Raw genomic sequence first — 14,064 nt, 5'->3', positions numbered from 1 at the left:
CAGGATATTAAACCGCCCTTACAGGCAGGAAGGCCTGCGGCTTACACTCCGCCTGGCGTCCCTCCCATCCATGAGCCCAGATTCCCATTCCAAATCCCCCTCTTTATTTCCAGAGTTTTTTCGTGTACAATAAGACGGTATGGAGGAGAGAAGAGATGGACAGGCACAAGATTTTAATTGTGGAAGATGACACCGATATCAACCGCTTACTGCAACGGATTCTGGTGCAGGACGGTTATGACACGATCCAGGCATTTTCAGGAACAGAAGCGAAACTGCTGCTTGGACTGGAGACCCCTGATTTAATATTGCTCGATCTGATGCTGCCGGGGATGAGCGGAGAGGAGCTTATTACATCCGTAAGAGAGGAGCTGAAACTGGACCTGCCGATTCTGGTGCTCTCTGCCCGGGCAGGCCTGGAGACAAAAGTAGCGGCCCTCAAAGGCGGCGCGGACGATTATCTGACCAAGCCCTTCGAACCGGAGGAGGTTCTGGCAAGAGTATACGCTGCCCTCAGGCGTTATAAGATAGAAGCCGGGAAGCCGGAGAAGGATACGGAGGTATACAGATATAAGAAGCTGCGTCTCCATCCGGACTCCCGTAAAGCGGAGATCGGGGGACAGGAGCTGCCCCTGACCATGCATGAGTATGATATTCTGTATCTTTTGATTAAGGACCCTGAAAAAGTGTACTCGAGGGAGCACCTTTATGAGCAGGTATGGAAGGGCGGTTATTATGGGGAGGACAACACGGTAAACGTCCATATCAGCAATCTGCGCAGAAAGATTGCAGCAGCCGATCCGGAGGATGAGTACATTCGGACGGTCTGGGGAATTGGTTTTAAAATGGCATAAACTTTACGATTTCTTTAAACTTTCTTGAGGACTTATTAAAGACCACCGGGCTACAATAACTTACGTCAAGAGGCAATCACATAAGAAAGGAACTAAGAAGAATGAAAGAGCATGTCATAGAAGCCAGAAGCGTTACGAAAAAATACAAAGATGTTACGGCTCTCAGAGACGTTGATATTACAGCCAAACGCGGAGATATTTACGGTCTGATCGGCGACAACGGGGCGGGCAAGACTACATTTTTAAAACTGCTGACCGGACAGATCTATCCATCAGGCGGCGAACTAAAACTGTTCGGGGCTTATTCCGAAAAGGAACTGGAACAGAACAGGAAACGTACCGGAGCGATCGTAGAATCGCCGGGATTTTATCCAAAGCTTACGGTAGAAAAGAATCTGGAGTATTACCGGATTCAGAAGGGGATACCGGGAAAGAACCGGACTGAGGATGCCCTGAAGGCAGTGGGGCTCTGGGACAAGAGAAAGAAAAAGTGCGCCGCGCTGTCCATGGGGATGAAACAGAGACTGGGGCTTGCCATCGCGCTGCTCGGAGAGCCGGAGCTATTGATCCTGGATGAGCCGATCAACGGACTGGATCCCAGCGGTATCATAGAGATGAGAAATCTTCTGTTAAGGCTGAATCAGGAAAAGAATATTACAATCATCATATCCAGTCATATACTCTCGGAGCTGGAACAAATTGCAACCGTTTACGGCTTTCTAAGCCAGGGCTGGCTGCTGCGGGAACTGACGGCGGAGCAGCTGCACGAACACTGCGCCGGTTATCTGGAGATCAAAGTAAGTGATCCGGAACGCTACGCAGCACTATTGGAGAAAGAGATGGACGGCGTGCAGTACAAAGTAATGCCGGACTTACAGATACGGATACAGAACCCGCAGCTTCCGGTGGAAGCATACAGCGGTCTGGCATCCGGACATGGGGTCAGTATTATGAGGCTGGAGCAGAAGCAGAAGTCGCTGGAAGAATATTATATGGAATTAAAGGAGAGGGGGAGACTGTCATGTTAAATTATTTGAAGAGTGAATTTTACAGGATTCGGCACGGAAGAGAGATCTACTCGGCAACGGCCGCGCTGGCCGGCCTGACTGTGCTGATGAATCTGGTTCTGTTTGCCTTTGACAGGCTGACTCCGGATTTTCCATATGCAACGGTGACATTTTCTCTGAACATGATGACGGGGAGTATGCCGATGCTGCTTATGGCCGGGCTGATCATCGTTCTCTTTTTGTTCTCGGACGAATATAAGAATGGTACCCTGAAAAATGCAATTTCTTACGGTATTTCCCGCAATGCATTTTTTACCGGAAAATGTATTGCGTGTGCAGCGGCAGCTTTTTTGAGTATGCTTGTGGTACTCGCCGTTTATATCGGCAGTGCATATCTGCTTTTGAATACAGAAGGCAGTATGCCGGTCAGACAACTGCTGACAGGCACCGCCGTGAATCTGCCGGCTGCATTTGCTTCGGTTATTCTGGCATCGGCTCTGTGCTGCTGTTTTAAGAAAGAAACAGCGGTTGTTCTCTGGTGGCTGGGAATCATGTGGTGGCTGCCTGTGGTCTGTTTTTTCCTGGGGCTGAAAATAGAATCCATTGAAAGAATTTCGGAATGGATGCCCTGGAATTACCTGAAATATGAGGTTTCCGTTAACATGTCCGGTTATCGCTGCCTGTGGGATACGCCGGAAGGAGCGGCCAAATGCCTGATAGCAGGCGCCATCGGGATATTGGTATTCTATGCGGCAGGAATCTTGGCATTTCGCAAAAGGGAGATTAGTTAGATCGGGGAGGTGCATGCAGTAATGGTCTATATCTTTTTAGCAGGGGCGTGTCTTGCAGCGGTGTATTTCTGCATGCGCTTTTTGCTTCTGAAACGCGCGGTCCGGCAGGCTGCCGGGGAACTGCGTGAGATTACCGCAGATCTGGAAGAGAACAGGGTGGTAAAGCTGGCAGTGCCCCAGAGAGAACTGGAGCAGCTGCTGACGGAAATTAACCGGAACCTGACAGAAATCCGGAAAGTAAAAATCCGCTATGGAAAAAAAGAGCGGGAATTATTGAATCAAATTGAAAATATCAGCCATGACCTTCGTACGCCGCTGACGGCTATCATCGGGTTTCTGGAGCTGATTGACAGGGACTCTCTGGACGTTGAGGACAGAGAGTCCCTGGAAGTGGTTAAGAAGAAAGCCCTGGCACTGAAAAAGCTGACCGCTCAGTTTTACGATTTGTCCAGGCTGGCGGCGGAGGACTACCAGCTGAAATTGAAGAAAACGGATCTGGGCAGGATATTGCGGGAGACGGTCCTGGATTCCTATCAGGAACTGAAGTTAAAGAATCTGAATGTCAGTGTGGACATTCCAGATACTCCGGTTTTTGTAAGGGGAAATGAGGAAGCGCTGGAGCGGATCTTTCAGAATCTGCTGCAAAATGCGGGACGTTACGCTTTAAGCGTTTTTTCTGTAAGTCTGACTATAGAGTCAGGCAAGGTATATGTGCGGATGATAAATGATACGGATATGGAGAATCAACAGGACGCAGATTCCCTGTTTGAAAGATTTTATACAGGGGACAGCGCGAGAAAGCAGGGGAGTACGGGGCTGGGCCTTCCCATAGCAAAGCACCTGGCGGAGGCGATGGGCGGAAGGCTGTCTGCCTGCCTGACAGAAGCAGAAGATAAAAAATGGCTGTCACTGTCTCTGGAAATTCCTGGATTGAAGATATAATACAAGCAAAAGTTCGGAAAGTATAGTATAACTAACAGTAGGATATCCAAAAAACAGACAGTGAGGTAGGACATTATGGAAAAGAAAATGCAATGGCGGCAAGGGTGCGGAATGCAGGAAGGAGGGGATGTATGATGCAAAAGAAAAATGGAGCCGGACATTTAGCGGCGTTATTTACAATCGTTGTGTGGGGGACAACGTTTATTTCTACAAAGGTTCTGCTCAGGGACTTTCAGCCTGTGGAAATCCTGGTGATACGGTTTGTAATCGGCTATCTCCTTCTGCTGGCTGCTAAACCAGGCTGGGTCAGGCTGAAAGAAAAGAAACAGGAATGGCTGTTTGCCGGAGCAGGTTTATGTGGCATCTGCCTGTACTTTCTGCTGGAAAATATAGCATTGACTTATACACTTGCATCGAATGTAGGAGTCATCATCTCGGCGGCTCCCTTTTTTACGGCCTTTTTGACCCATATTTTTATGAAGGAGGAAGGCAGGCTGCGGCTGTCGTTCTTTTTGGGATTTGGAGTTGCGATTGGCGGAATCTGTATGATCAGCTTCGGCGGTCAGGATTTTGCGCTGAATCCGGCAGGGGATCTTCTGGCCCTGGCGGCTGCCTTTGTGTGGGCCTGCTACTCCGTGCTGACGAAGAAGATCAGCAGCTATGGGTATCCGATGATTCAGACAACCAGGCACATCTTCGGGTATGGGATTCTCTTTATGATCCCGGCCGCCTTTGCATTTGACTTTCACCTGGGAATCGCAAGGTTTCTGGAGCCTGTTAACCTGCTGAATATTCTGTTTCTGGGAGCGGGGGCATCGGCAGTCTGCTTTGTGACATGGAATTTTGCCGTCCAGGTACTGGGAGCCGTGCGGACGAGTGTATATATCTATGTGGTACCGGTGGTAACGATTGTCACATCTGTGCTGATCCTGCATGAGCAGCTGACCAAGCTGGCGGCAGCCGGTGCCGTGCTTACACTTCTGGGACTGATTATTTCGGAGGGAAAAATAGAGCTGAAAGTCTTATTTACCACGAGAAAACAGGATGCTATACTAAAAAGAGAAAAGGAAAATTAGGAACATGAAATTTTATTTGGCGCCTTTGGAAGGGATTACCGGGTATGTGTACCGTAATGCCTATCATAAATATTTCGGAGAGATGGATAAATATTTTATCCCTTTTATCAGTCCCAATCAATTCGGGCATCTAAGTTCCAAGGAGAAGAATGATATCCTTCCGGAACACAATGAGGGAATGGAAGCGGTTCCCCAGATCCTGACGAACTCGGCGGAAGATTTTATCAGAACAGCCGGGAAGCTGAAAAAGTACGGTTACAAAGAGGTGAATCTGAACCTGGGGTGTCCTTCGAAGACGGTTGTATCAAAGGGACGGGGCTCCGGTTTCCTGGCATTTCCGGACAGACTGGATCAGTTTTTAGGAGAGATATTTGCATACACGGATATGGAAATATCGATCAAGACAAGAATTGGTAAGGACAGTTCCGGTGATTTTAAGGAAATTCTGGATATTTATAATCACTATCCGGTGAAGGAACTGATCATCCATCCAAGGCTGCAGTCGGATATGTATAAGAACACACCCAACTGGCAGGTTTTCGGCGAGACGCTGGACAGATGTGAGTGCCCTGTGTGTTATAATGGAGATATTTTTACCGTGCAGGATTTTAAGAGGTTTACAGAAGCATTTCCGGAAACAGGATGTGTTATGCTGGGACGCGGCATTCTTTCCAATCCGGGGCTGGTAAATTCCATTCGCGGAAGCGGCCCGATGGATAAGGAGACGCTGCTTGCTTTCCATGACCAGATATACCGGGATTATCAAGAAATTCTGTATGGGGAGAAGACAATTTTATTTAAGATGAAAGAACTTTGGTTTTATATGGCCTCTGTATTTTCCAATTGCGAGAAGTACGCGAAGAAGATTAAAAAGTCAGAAAAGCTGGCAGCGTATGAGAGTGCAGTGGCAGCTCTGTTTGATGAGCAGGATATTTGTATAGGATAAGGAGATGCGGATATGGAAAGATATGTCAGACTTGAAGAAATCTCGGACGGGAGGCTTTACGGGCCGAATGATATGGTGCGTGCCGACTGCGGGGGCTGTGAGGGATGCCCTGCATCGTGCTGCCGGGGGATGGGGAAGACCATCGTCCTGGATCCTCTGGATATATACCGCATGACGACTGCTCTGGGTGTGAAGTTTGAGGAGCTGCTGAGAGATAAAATAGAGCTGAATGTAGCAGACGGACTGATTTTGCCGAACTTAAAGATGGACGGAGAGGGAGAAAGCTGTGTTTTTCTGAACAGCCGGGGAAGGTGCAGTATCCACGATGCAAGACCGGGGATATGCAGGATTTTTCCGTTGGGAAGATATTATGAAGACAGAAGCTTCCGGTATTTTTTGCAGATCCATGAGTGTCTGAAGGAAAACCGCGCAAAAATAAAGGTTAAAAAATGGATTGATACTCCGGAACTTGAGAAAAACCAGAAATTCATTGCGGACTGGCATTATTTTCTGAAGGATACGCAGTATATGCTTCAGAAGCCGGAGAACGAGACGAGGAGAAAAGAAATCAGTATGTATATATTGACGAGCTTCTATATGATAGAGTATCGGGAGAATGAAGACTTCTACGCTCAGGTGGACAGAAGGATGAAGCAGGGGAGGGAGAGTGTTGGTACGGGGGCGTTTTAGAGAGGGCCTGTGGAATGTGGGATTCTGCGTGAGCCGGGGTCTGAGACAGTCAATGACAGAGTGTAAAAGGAAACCCAAAGCATGTAGGATACTGTGTGCTGTGGGTTTCCTTTTTTCTATTACTCCGGGCTTTTGGCATGCATCAGTGATTCAGGCCAGGAGTTCGTATATTCCCAGAGCGGCCAGAATCAGGCCGGAGATAAAGTCGGCGGACTGGTCGGATATGTGTGGGACTTTTGTTTTTCCGATCAGGTTGCCTGCATACAGAAAGATGACGGACACGACCAGGGACATGACTGCGGTGGGAAGCAGTTTCAGTCCCGTTATGCTGGCTCCGATGCCCATGCCGAAGTTATTGATGGATAAGGCAAGGCCAAGGAAGAGCCCCTCTTTCATGGTAAGCAGGGAGGCCTTTGCAGGTACATTGTTTTGGGTTCCGGAACCGCATTCGTTCGACTTTACTTCAGCCTTTTTGATTTTTTCCCGGATGTAGCTGAAAAAAGATTTTATGATATAGTAAAGGCCGAGGCCGATCAGAAGAGCACATCCTATGGCCTGTGTGGAAGAGGCCGGCAGAAACTGTGAGATTTGTGTGCCCATCAGTATGGCAATCACGGTGCCTGTCAGTGTCACGAGGCTGATGACAGTGCTCTTTAAGAGGTCGATATTGGATTTTTTGATTCCATAGGACATACCGACAATGAAGCTGTCTATATTTGCAGAAATTGCGAATAGAAGTGATGAGATTAGATGCATAATCTGCTCCTGACATCATAATTGTTGTTTGTATTCAGTATATTCAGAAGTATTTGTAGCGTTCATGGCGCATAAACTATTAAGAGTTTATCCTGGAAGGCGTCCAAATTTATGCGTAAACGATTGATTTCCCCGTTTGGGATTACTGTAGAAGTTCTGCTGCTGTTTCTGGTTCTTTCTATCTGGCAGGCCGGGGATGCAGACGGAGAGAATGGGCGGAAGATAAGCAGAGGAGGTATTTCGGACAGTGTTTCTGTCAATGCACAAAGCGGAACAGAAACCGGTTATTGGGAGAATGAGGTACAGAGAGAGGAGAAAAAAGACTTTATTAAGTGGGTGGAATTCAATGTGACTTATGAAGCATTGAACAGGGCCTATACATATGATGTGGAAACCTATGAGGAGGACGTCCATCTGAACTGGGTGGAGCTTTTGGCGTATCTCGGCGCGAAATACGGCGGGGATTTTACACGTTATTCGGAGCGTGATATGACAGAAGCTGCCGAAAAGCTGTTGTCGGGCGAGGTGACCATGGAAGAACTGACTGCAGACATGCAGTATTACGGGTATTACCGGGAAGCATACGGCGCTGTCCTGGATGGAATGGTAGGCGAATATGAGATTGAACGGCCGGATGGGGAAGGGGCAGATAAAAAGGTCTGGAAAAAGTATTACGGGCTGAAAGCATACTGTCCGATTGCAAAGACATTTCCCTATTCGGATTACGATGACTTCGGGGTGTCCAGAAGCTATGGTTACCGGAGAAACCATCTGGGGCACGATATGATGGGGCAGGTGGGTACACCAAGAAGAAAGATATACAGAACCTAGAAAGAGATTTCTAGGTTCTTGTCATTTAACACGCATCTCTTTACAGTGCGACGAATAAGCTCGTTTTTTTCTTTATATGCCATGTCGTCGAAATTGTCAAGTAAGTAACAGATATTTTTGTATATTTCTTCTCGTTCTTCTGTTTCTGATCGCTCTTTATTGTCCCGCAATTCCTCAAGTTGTAACTGGTTTTTGAGAGTATTAAGTTTTTTATCAAGATTCTCTATTTGCTGGACAATATACTTTGCAGCCGTTGAGGTCACATTTTCTTGGAGCTGGCGGGTCAGGTTCTCAAGTGCTGATTCGGTAGAGCGGATATCCTTTTTAAGGGCATTGATATCGGTAACACTGTGCTGATTATGCTGCGGATGCACAAATTCCTCATCAATTCGAATTGCTTTCAGCTTATCTATAAAAATATTGTCGATGGTATCAATTTTCACAAAATCAGCGTCACAATAATTTATTCCTTCTCTGTCCCTGGCAGGACAAAAATAGTAAGCAAACATTCTCTGATTTTTTATATACACACGGTTCTGCATAGTCCTTCCACATCTACATTTTAAGATTCCCCTCAGGATCCCGACCTCATGTTTTAGTGTACGGACTTGCTTATTTTGTCCGAGGCGTTCTTGTACAGCTATCCAATCATTTGCAGGAATAACATAATCATGGATGCCCAGGGCTATGATCCATCTATCCATACCTAATTTCTTCTTGTTTTCCGTTCCCTGTGTTCGTCCATATCCGATAAGCCCCTTTGTCCCGTCAAAAAGTCTTTTATCCGGGAGAGTGCAGCCCTTGCCATGTAAGTAATAAAATGCCTGCAAATCAGCCTGGCAGTATACAGGATTCGTCAAAATTCCATATATCTGAGAGGTATTTAAAAACTTTCCTGTCTCACTGGTAATATTATGATCTCGGCAGTATCTCTCTACCCGGGTGATAGGATACCCTTCCAGGATCAGTTGGTATAGCAACTTTACGCGGCCTATGGTTTCCTGGTTGACGATCAGGTAAGAGTGCTCTTTCCCGTCTACTTTCTTCCGGATCGAGGTCATACCGGAAGGAAGGTGCCCGCCAGTCCATTTTCCAGAGGCTCCTAACTGCTTCATATTATCGCCTACGCGCTCTGACGTGTTCTCACGCTCAAGCTGAGCGAAGGCAGCCAGAATATACATTACTGTGCGGCCGATCGGTGTGGAAGTGTCAAAAGACTCTTTCACAGAGACGAAAGAAACGTCATGATCCTGCATGGTATCGTACATAGCGGAGAACTCTTTTACATTACGGCTGATTCGGTCAAGTTTATATACCATTACGACATCCAACTTATTCGCCTTCACGTCCTGCATCAACTGCTGGAAAGATGGGCGATTCGTATTCTTTCCAGAAAAGCCCTCATCCTGATCATATATGAAAAACTCTAATTCTTCACCGCGGAAGATGATCCCAGCATAATCTTTACACATTTTTATCTGCACAGCAACTGAGTCGCTGTTATCCCGGTACACTGATTTTCTTGGATAGATCCCTATTTTCATATCACATTCCTCCATATTGCATTGTATTAATTTAGGGTATAAAAAATACACCCTATACAGGTGCAGAGAGTTTGTGATATAATCTATCTGCGGGATAGTTATATCGGCTGTTCTGCAGCCTGTATAGCATCTAATAAAGCCGTTCCTGTTGGCGCAGGGGCGGTTTTTATTTACTTTTTGCAATATCTAGTTCGACTATACCGATAAAAGCAATGGTAATAATACATATGGTTACTGATGCTCCATTTACTGCTAACAAGGCAGAAAACAAAAGTGCTAAAATAAACAATATTCTGGTAACTTTTGCTGCTGAATGCACTCCAATGCTTATAAATGCTAATATACCACCCGAAAAACAACTTAAAGCATATAGAAATTGCCATATATTGCCGGTGATTCCGCCATCAACCGATAGAATGGTAATAATAATTAAAAGAGCATAACAAATGGATATTATACCAGCCAAAATAGGTAAGACGATAATTCTTTTACTCTCAGTTGAAGATGCTGAATTAATAGGAGTATTTTGCGCTGTCGCTGAATTCTCAGCCCAATGTGCACCGCAATTATTACATTTATATGACATATTTTCACGATATTGCTTTTTGGTCATAGGACTTACAGTACCAAACATTGCAATTTCGGATACTTTTTTATATGTTGGTATATCATTTTCAACATATATATTTGTTGATTCACAAATAGGACATTTTAAACCCTTACGACCAGTATATCCAGTTTCTGTATATTCTTCAGAACGTTCCACCCTTTCTTCTGAATACTTTTCCTGAGCAATTTGATCCAATAACGGATATCCACAATCAGGACAAAAATGTGCTTTATCACTTATTTCTTTACCACATTCTGGGCATTTAATTAATGCCATATGATCCCTCCCTCTATCTGTACCTAAACACCACAAATCATTCCTTATGTAAATGGATAAAATCATAAAAATTACTTTTAAGGATTTTATCCAGATATGTTTTTTTATCAATCCAAGACTTTTTCAAATAGCGGCTTTTTTTGCGCGCTTTATCAAAGGGAATATTGCAACTTTTCATAATCTCTTCTGCAGAGTTGATACCTATTTCGTTCAGGATCGCATCAGGTGCAGTGAAATAATAGGAAAATGTTTCCGTGTAATCTCCATCATTACAATAAATTTGAATTGCATAGTCAACGGAAGCTAGATTTAACTCAAGTAGGGCTAGTAGACATGTTAACTCCCATCGTATAACTGGCTCAGAATTGAAATCATTATAAAAAGCGTAATACTTGTTAATCTCTTTATCATATATAAGGGTTCCATATTGTCCAAATACCCAGGTATATGTTTGCTTATCCCAGTTATCGTAAGTCTGGAAAAGTTTTGAGTCATATAACAAAACATCTTCTCTGGTCTTAAAAATCTGAAATATATCAACGGGTAGTACTGAAACTTTGGAATTCAATAATGCATCATACGCTGATAGTTTAATGAGCTGCTTACTTATCTCCTTTTCTGAATTGAATGAAAACATATTTTTATCCTCCGCAGTAGTAGTTCTAAGAATATAGTACCACTACAATTGGTGGATATTTACAGCCAATATTTTCCAGTTATTTTTGCTTTTGATTATGATTTTTATTACCAAGAAGAGTCTTTCCGATATTACGTGCTCTTACGCCTTCTGATGATAAGGTTTGTATTTTAGCCGGATCAGAAAGTTCAACCTTGCCAAGCACTTTACCGATACATTCGATATTTTCACTGCCTGAAATAATATCATATTTAGGATTATGTGATATAAGCCCATCTTCGCCAACCTCTTTTATAAAGCATTCGTTGTTAATCATAAAGATTCCGATATCACCGATCTCTAAAACCTGCATCTTTTCCACGTAAACTTTTTCTCCATCATAATAAGTTGGCTCCATGCTATCTCCATTTACGCCGATGACAAAATCAGCCCTTTGTGACAATTCATTAACCGGAACTTCTATTGTATCGGTCGGCAAATCTTCAAAGATATATTCACCTGTTCCAGCAGATGCAAGGTTATGGTAATACGTCATGAAGTATGTCGGGTACTCTATTATGGAATGTCCGTCTTTATAAGCATTGTTTATCTGCTGTACACGGATGGTTTCCATATCAAGTATATATGATACTGTTTCTTGCCCGTGAGGGTCTAGGGATCGGTATTTTTTTATGTGTTCCATTTCCTCGTATCTCACCTCGAAACCAGAAGATTTTCCGTAATTAGGGTCTGTGATTTCATCCAAGATCCAATAATCTAAAGAAGTATTGAAAAAATCATTTAATTTACGTAAAGTGGTAAGTTTGAGACCCTCATAACCTTTTTTGTACCATGCATCTATAGTCGTATATGGAATACCACATTTTTGTGAAAGAGTTCTTTTGTTGAGTCCGTATTTGTTCATTAAAAAATCTAATTTTTCTAGGAAATTCATTTTATCACCTCTATTCTAATTGAAGATTACCATATAAAGTTAATAAATGCAATAAAAAAATACAAGTACTCGTAAAAAAGTATTGACATAGTTCAAGTACACGTATATAATAAACTCAAGAATTACGACTGGTCGTAAATGAAAGGAGGAAAAAGATTTGTTGCAAAATTTAAAAAGAGCACTGGATATAAAGGGAATTACGTTGACAGCTTATGCGTCTGTGTTGGGAGTCTCTCAAAAAACCTTATGGAATAAAATCAATGAGGAAACACCTTTTACTTATCCAGAAGTTAAGACGACAATGCGTGAATTGCTTCCCGAATATAATAGTGAATATCTGTTCAAATCAGATAAATCAGACAAGCCAGATGAACAGGAGGAGATGAAATGCAGTTTTTAAAAAAGGGAGATAAAACGGTGTTGCTTGATAAGAATGAAGTTTACACCTTGGAAAGAGCAGTAGACACTTTGGCGATGTCGGTTTTTGAAGATTATATCGCGTTAAAGAGAGATGAACCTAATAGCAATAATGAAAAAGTTACTGAAGAGAGAATAATGTTGGCTATGGATGTATTGAATTCATTATCAGGTGCATTGTCCGCTACAAATAGTGAAACAAGATGAATTCCAAAGGGAGGAGAAATAGGTGAAAGTCAAAGAAGAAAAAACAAAAGATTTAAGAGCTAAATGTAACAATATTTTTTACGATAAAGACAGCAGGAAAGAAATCGAAGAAGCTATTACTAAAAAAGCGGTAGAACTTAAAGGGGCAAGTGAAGCGAGTGTATTAAGAGTTTATGATGTTTTGGCTTTACAAATGAATGAACTCCAAAGACTTAACAGAACAATGGAGTCCATATATGAAATTATTCGGAGGGTTGAATAAAACCAATAGTCCTTTTGGGCCGATCTGCTTCTTTTTCAATAGATGTAAGCAAAAAGTTTAATTGGCTGACATGTTGGACGAGATTAGACATTTTTCCATTGACATAACCTTTAAAAATCATAATAACAGATTCTTCATAACTTATTTCAGTTACTTGCATTATTATAGATTGCCCAAAGTTTGTTAATAATAGACCAATTTCATGATCGGCATCAAGTGTTTCTTCAAAATCACGAATATACTTTTTTAATATTTCAAACTGGGTATCTGAATAGGAGTATGCAATTGGAAGAGGACCTATTTCTGGAATGTTTAAGTTTTCTAAGTTAAACATGGTGTTAATTCTCCTTTCACTAATAGTTGGCAGTGGCAGATGCAAGTATTTAAAGTATAGGATATTTTAGGTCAAAAGACAAGAAAAGAAATATGTAAGACAAATTTCTTAAACCGCGGACGCCAGATGAATAGGAGAGAGGTGAGGAAAATAAAAGCTCCACATATTGAAATCAAAACAAATAACTGTCGGACAGAAGTATTTGTCGATGGGGAAAAATTGGATGGTGTAAGAAAAGTAAGTTTCGAGCGTAAAGCCGGAACAGCACCGATTTTACACATTGATTTAATTGCAACGGACATGACGATAGATGCGGTTATGATTCCGATATTGCCAGAAGTGTTTCGACCTTTTTACGAATCAAAAAAGCCATCCGAAGATGGCTCTAATGTTTAAAGGCTCTGTGGTGCAGATTTGATAATAGGACATTTGGATGAATCACATTTATCTCCATACATATTGTAATCACAATGCGCAATACCTTTTTCGTAGGATTTCTGGGAAAAATCCGATGTATCTATGTATTCAATGGAGATTGTGTAATCTTTGCCTTGTGCAGGACAGTAACCAGTGAATCGCTTTTGCATTTGATACACCCCCTTTCTTTAATAGGAGTGTATCACAGAATAAGAAAAATAGAAAGTTCCTTGGTGTGAATCCGTTGGACTATGCAGAAAATAACGTGAAATTTTATTTAGATATTCGATTAAATACATAATAGCCATCTACCGCACTACAAGCAGATGACTATTAGCAGTCCATTGTATACCATGAGATTGAAACAACATCCGGCGCTCAGAGGCACTCACACATATTCGCGACTATGTGTAACCGGACTTCTGTGACATAGGTAGTGCGTCACGTTGTGACAATTGCGATTCTTATGTGGTAGACACCCACAGCCCAAAGCAAACGCTTATCATAATAATTGGCGGTTACACCTTTTATTA

General features: G+C 43.0%; 19 protein-coding genes. 12 read left to right on the top strand and 7 right to left on the bottom strand.

What is annotated here, in order from left to right:
- Positions 1-155: 155 nt before the first annotated feature.
- From BN1938_RS13180 to BN1938_RS13150, 7 genes are all read left to right on the top strand, one after another.
- A complete protein-coding gene (locus tag BN1938_RS13180; protein ID WP_050641051.1) occupies positions 156-854 on the top strand; it encodes a response regulator transcription factor in 699 nt (232 codons plus the stop codon).
- Between the two features lie 101 nt (positions 855-955).
- A complete protein-coding gene (locus BN1938_RS13175) occupies positions 956-1,882 on the top strand; it encodes an ABC transporter ATP-binding protein (protein ID WP_050641050.1) in 927 nt (308 codons plus the stop codon).
- Positions 1,876-2,652 (top strand): ABC transporter permease, encoded by a 777-nt coding sequence (locus tag BN1938_RS13170; protein ID WP_050641049.1) that lies wholly within the window; start codon positions 1,876-1,878, stop codon positions 2,650-2,652. The genes BN1938_RS13175 and BN1938_RS13170 overlap by 7 nt, the downstream gene beginning before the upstream one ends.
- Positions 2,653-2,673: 21 nt before the next feature.
- Positions 2,674-3,594, top strand: coding sequence for a sensor histidine kinase (locus BN1938_RS13165; protein WP_050641048.1), 921 nt, complete (start codon positions 2,674-2,676; stop codon positions 3,592-3,594).
- 131 nt (positions 3,595-3,725) lie between these two features.
- Positions 3,726-4,670: a DMT family transporter gene (locus BN1938_RS13160; RefSeq protein WP_330377724.1), complete on the top strand. Its 945-nt coding sequence runs from the start codon at positions 3,726-3,728 to the stop codon at positions 4,668-4,670.
- Between the two features lie 4 nt (positions 4,671-4,674).
- The gene (locus BN1938_RS13155) at positions 4,675-5,616 is read left to right on the top strand and encodes a tRNA dihydrouridine synthase (RefSeq protein ID WP_050641047.1); all 942 of its coding nucleotides are present in this window, start codon (positions 4,675-4,677) and stop codon (positions 5,614-5,616) included.
- Positions 5,617-5,628: 12 nt separating this feature from the next.
- Positions 5,629-6,306 carry a YkgJ family cysteine cluster protein gene (locus BN1938_RS13150; protein WP_050641046.1) on the top strand — a complete coding sequence of 226 codons (678 nt, stop codon included), beginning with the start codon at positions 5,629-5,631 and terminating at the stop codon, positions 6,304-6,306.
- A 150-nt stretch (positions 6,307-6,456) separates the two neighbouring features.
- Here BN1938_RS13150 and BN1938_RS13145 read toward each other — a convergent pair whose 3' ends face one another.
- Positions 6,457-7,062, bottom strand: a complete 606-nt coding sequence (locus BN1938_RS13145; protein WP_025655537.1) for a manganese efflux pump — start codon at positions 7,060-7,062, stop codon at positions 6,457-6,459.
- Positions 7,063-7,173: 111 nt separating this feature from the next.
- Here BN1938_RS13145 and BN1938_RS13140 point away from each other — a divergent pair, with 111 nt between their 5' ends.
- Complete coding sequence (locus BN1938_RS13140) at positions 7,174-7,893, top strand: hypothetical protein (RefSeq protein WP_330581572.1); 720 nt, start codon at positions 7,174-7,176, stop codon at positions 7,891-7,893.
- On the opposite strand, the gene BN1938_RS13135 is transcribed toward BN1938_RS13140, so the two are convergent.
- From BN1938_RS13135 to BN1938_RS23445, 4 genes are all read right to left on the bottom strand, one after another.
- Positions 7,890-9,437, bottom strand: a complete 1,548-nt coding sequence (locus tag BN1938_RS13135; protein ID WP_050641045.1) for a recombinase family protein — start codon at positions 9,435-9,437, stop codon at positions 7,890-7,892. The genes BN1938_RS13140 and BN1938_RS13135 overlap by 4 nt on opposite strands.
- Positions 9,438-9,603: 166 nt before the next feature.
- Positions 9,604-10,323 (bottom strand): zinc ribbon domain-containing protein, encoded by a 720-nt coding sequence (locus BN1938_RS13130; RefSeq protein ID WP_050641044.1) that lies wholly within the window; start codon positions 10,321-10,323, stop codon positions 9,604-9,606.
- A gap of 37 nt (positions 10,324-10,360) precedes the next feature.
- Positions 10,361-10,960 (bottom strand): hypothetical protein, encoded by a 600-nt coding sequence (locus tag BN1938_RS13125; RefSeq protein WP_050641043.1) that lies wholly within the window; start codon positions 10,958-10,960, stop codon positions 10,361-10,363.
- A gap of 79 nt (positions 10,961-11,039) precedes the next feature.
- Positions 11,040-11,894 carry a S24 family peptidase gene (locus BN1938_RS23445; RefSeq protein ID WP_148487210.1) on the bottom strand — a complete coding sequence of 285 codons (855 nt, stop codon included), beginning with the start codon at positions 11,892-11,894 and terminating at the stop codon, positions 11,040-11,042.
- A 157-nt stretch (positions 11,895-12,051) separates the two neighbouring features.
- Between BN1938_RS23445 and BN1938_RS13115 the strand changes: the two genes are divergently transcribed.
- From BN1938_RS13115 to BN1938_RS13105, 3 genes are read left to right on the top strand one after another with little or no spacing between them, the layout of a single operon-like run.
- Positions 12,052-12,294 (top strand): hypothetical protein, encoded by a 243-nt coding sequence (locus BN1938_RS13115; RefSeq protein ID WP_050641042.1) that lies wholly within the window; start codon positions 12,052-12,054, stop codon positions 12,292-12,294.
- Positions 12,282-12,518, top strand: coding sequence for a hypothetical protein (locus tag BN1938_RS13110; protein WP_050641041.1), 237 nt, complete (start codon positions 12,282-12,284; stop codon positions 12,516-12,518). The genes BN1938_RS13115 and BN1938_RS13110 overlap by 13 nt, the downstream gene beginning before the upstream one ends.
- Positions 12,519-12,540: 22 nt before the next feature.
- The gene (locus BN1938_RS13105; RefSeq protein WP_050641040.1) at positions 12,541-12,780 is read left to right on the top strand and encodes a hypothetical protein; all 240 of its coding nucleotides are present in this window, start codon (positions 12,541-12,543) and stop codon (positions 12,778-12,780) included.
- On the opposite strand, the gene BN1938_RS13100 is transcribed toward BN1938_RS13105, so the two are convergent.
- On the bottom strand, positions 12,761-13,114 hold the full coding sequence (locus tag BN1938_RS13100; RefSeq protein ID WP_050641039.1) for a DUF6173 family protein: 354 nt from the start codon (positions 13,112-13,114) through the stop codon (positions 12,761-12,763). The two genes, BN1938_RS13105 and BN1938_RS13100, sit on opposite strands and share 20 nt — an antisense overlap.
- 141 nt (positions 13,115-13,255) lie before the next feature.
- Between BN1938_RS13100 and BN1938_RS13095 the strand changes: the two genes are divergently transcribed.
- A complete protein-coding gene (locus BN1938_RS13095) occupies positions 13,256-13,510 on the top strand; it encodes a hypothetical protein (protein ID WP_050641038.1) in 255 nt (84 codons plus the stop codon).
- Here BN1938_RS13095 and BN1938_RS13090 read toward each other — a convergent pair.
- On the bottom strand, positions 13,507-13,701 hold the full coding sequence (locus BN1938_RS13090; protein ID WP_050641037.1) for a hypothetical protein: 195 nt from the start codon (positions 13,699-13,701) through the stop codon (positions 13,507-13,509). The genes BN1938_RS13095 and BN1938_RS13090 overlap by 4 nt on opposite strands.
- Positions 13,702-14,064 lie beyond the last annotated feature (363 nt).

Source organism: Eubacterium sp. SB2 (assembly GCF_001244405.1).
In the GTDB taxonomy this organism is placed as follows: domain Bacteria; phylum Bacillota; class Clostridia; order Lachnospirales; family Lachnospiraceae; genus Faecalicatena; species Faecalicatena contortus_B.
Note: the sequence above shows the minus strand (reverse complement) of the source record. Positions and strands in the feature narration are given on the sequence as shown.

Excerpts from the sequence above, each read along its gene's own strand:
- BN1938_RS13180 (WP_050641051.1), top strand. The coding sequence starts at position 156 with ATGGACAGGCACAAGATTTTAATTGTGGAAGATGACACCGATATCAAC.
- BN1938_RS13175 (WP_050641050.1), top strand. The coding sequence starts at position 956 with ATGAAAGAGCATGTCATAGAAGCCAGAAGCGTTACGAAAAAATACAAA.
- BN1938_RS13170 (WP_050641049.1), top strand. The coding sequence starts at position 1,876 with ATGTTAAATTATTTGAAGAGTGAATTTTACAGGATTCGGCACGGAAGA.
- BN1938_RS13165 (WP_050641048.1), top strand. The coding sequence starts at position 2,674 with ATGGTCTATATCTTTTTAGCAGGGGCGTGTCTTGCAGCGGTGTATTTC.
- BN1938_RS13160 (WP_330377724.1), top strand. The coding sequence starts at position 3,726 with ATGATGCAAAAGAAAAATGGAGCCGGACATTTAGCGGCGTTATTTACA.
- BN1938_RS13155 (WP_050641047.1), top strand. The coding sequence starts at position 4,675 with ATGAAATTTTATTTGGCGCCTTTGGAAGGGATTACCGGGTATGTGTAC.
- BN1938_RS13150 (WP_050641046.1), top strand. The coding sequence starts at position 5,629 with ATGGAAAGATATGTCAGACTTGAAGAAATCTCGGACGGGAGGCTTTAC.
- BN1938_RS13145 (WP_025655537.1), bottom strand. The coding sequence starts at position 7,062 with ATGCATCTAATCTCATCACTTCTATTCGCAATTTCTGCAAATATAGAC.
- BN1938_RS13140 (WP_330581572.1), top strand. The coding sequence starts at position 7,174 with ATGCGTAAACGATTGATTTCCCCGTTTGGGATTACTGTAGAAGTTCTG.
- BN1938_RS13135 (WP_050641045.1), bottom strand. The coding sequence starts at position 9,437 with ATGAAAATAGGGATCTATCCAAGAAAATCAGTGTACCGGGATAACAGC.
- BN1938_RS13130 (WP_050641044.1), bottom strand. The coding sequence starts at position 10,323 with ATGGCATTAATTAAATGCCCAGAATGTGGTAAAGAAATAAGTGATAAA.
- BN1938_RS13125 (WP_050641043.1), bottom strand. The coding sequence starts at position 10,960 with ATGTTTTCATTCAATTCAGAAAAGGAGATAAGTAAGCAGCTCATTAAA.
- BN1938_RS23445 (WP_148487210.1), bottom strand. The coding sequence starts at position 11,894 with ATGAATTTCCTAGAAAAATTAGATTTTTTAATGAACAAATACGGACTC.
- BN1938_RS13110 (WP_050641041.1), top strand. The coding sequence starts at position 12,282 with ATGCAGTTTTTAAAAAAGGGAGATAAAACGGTGTTGCTTGATAAGAAT.
- BN1938_RS13100 (WP_050641039.1), bottom strand. The coding sequence starts at position 13,114 with ATGTTTAACTTAGAAAACTTAAACATTCCAGAAATAGGTCCTCTTCCA.
- BN1938_RS13090 (WP_050641037.1), bottom strand. The coding sequence starts at position 13,701 with ATGCAAAAGCGATTCACTGGTTACTGTCCTGCACAAGGCAAAGATTAC.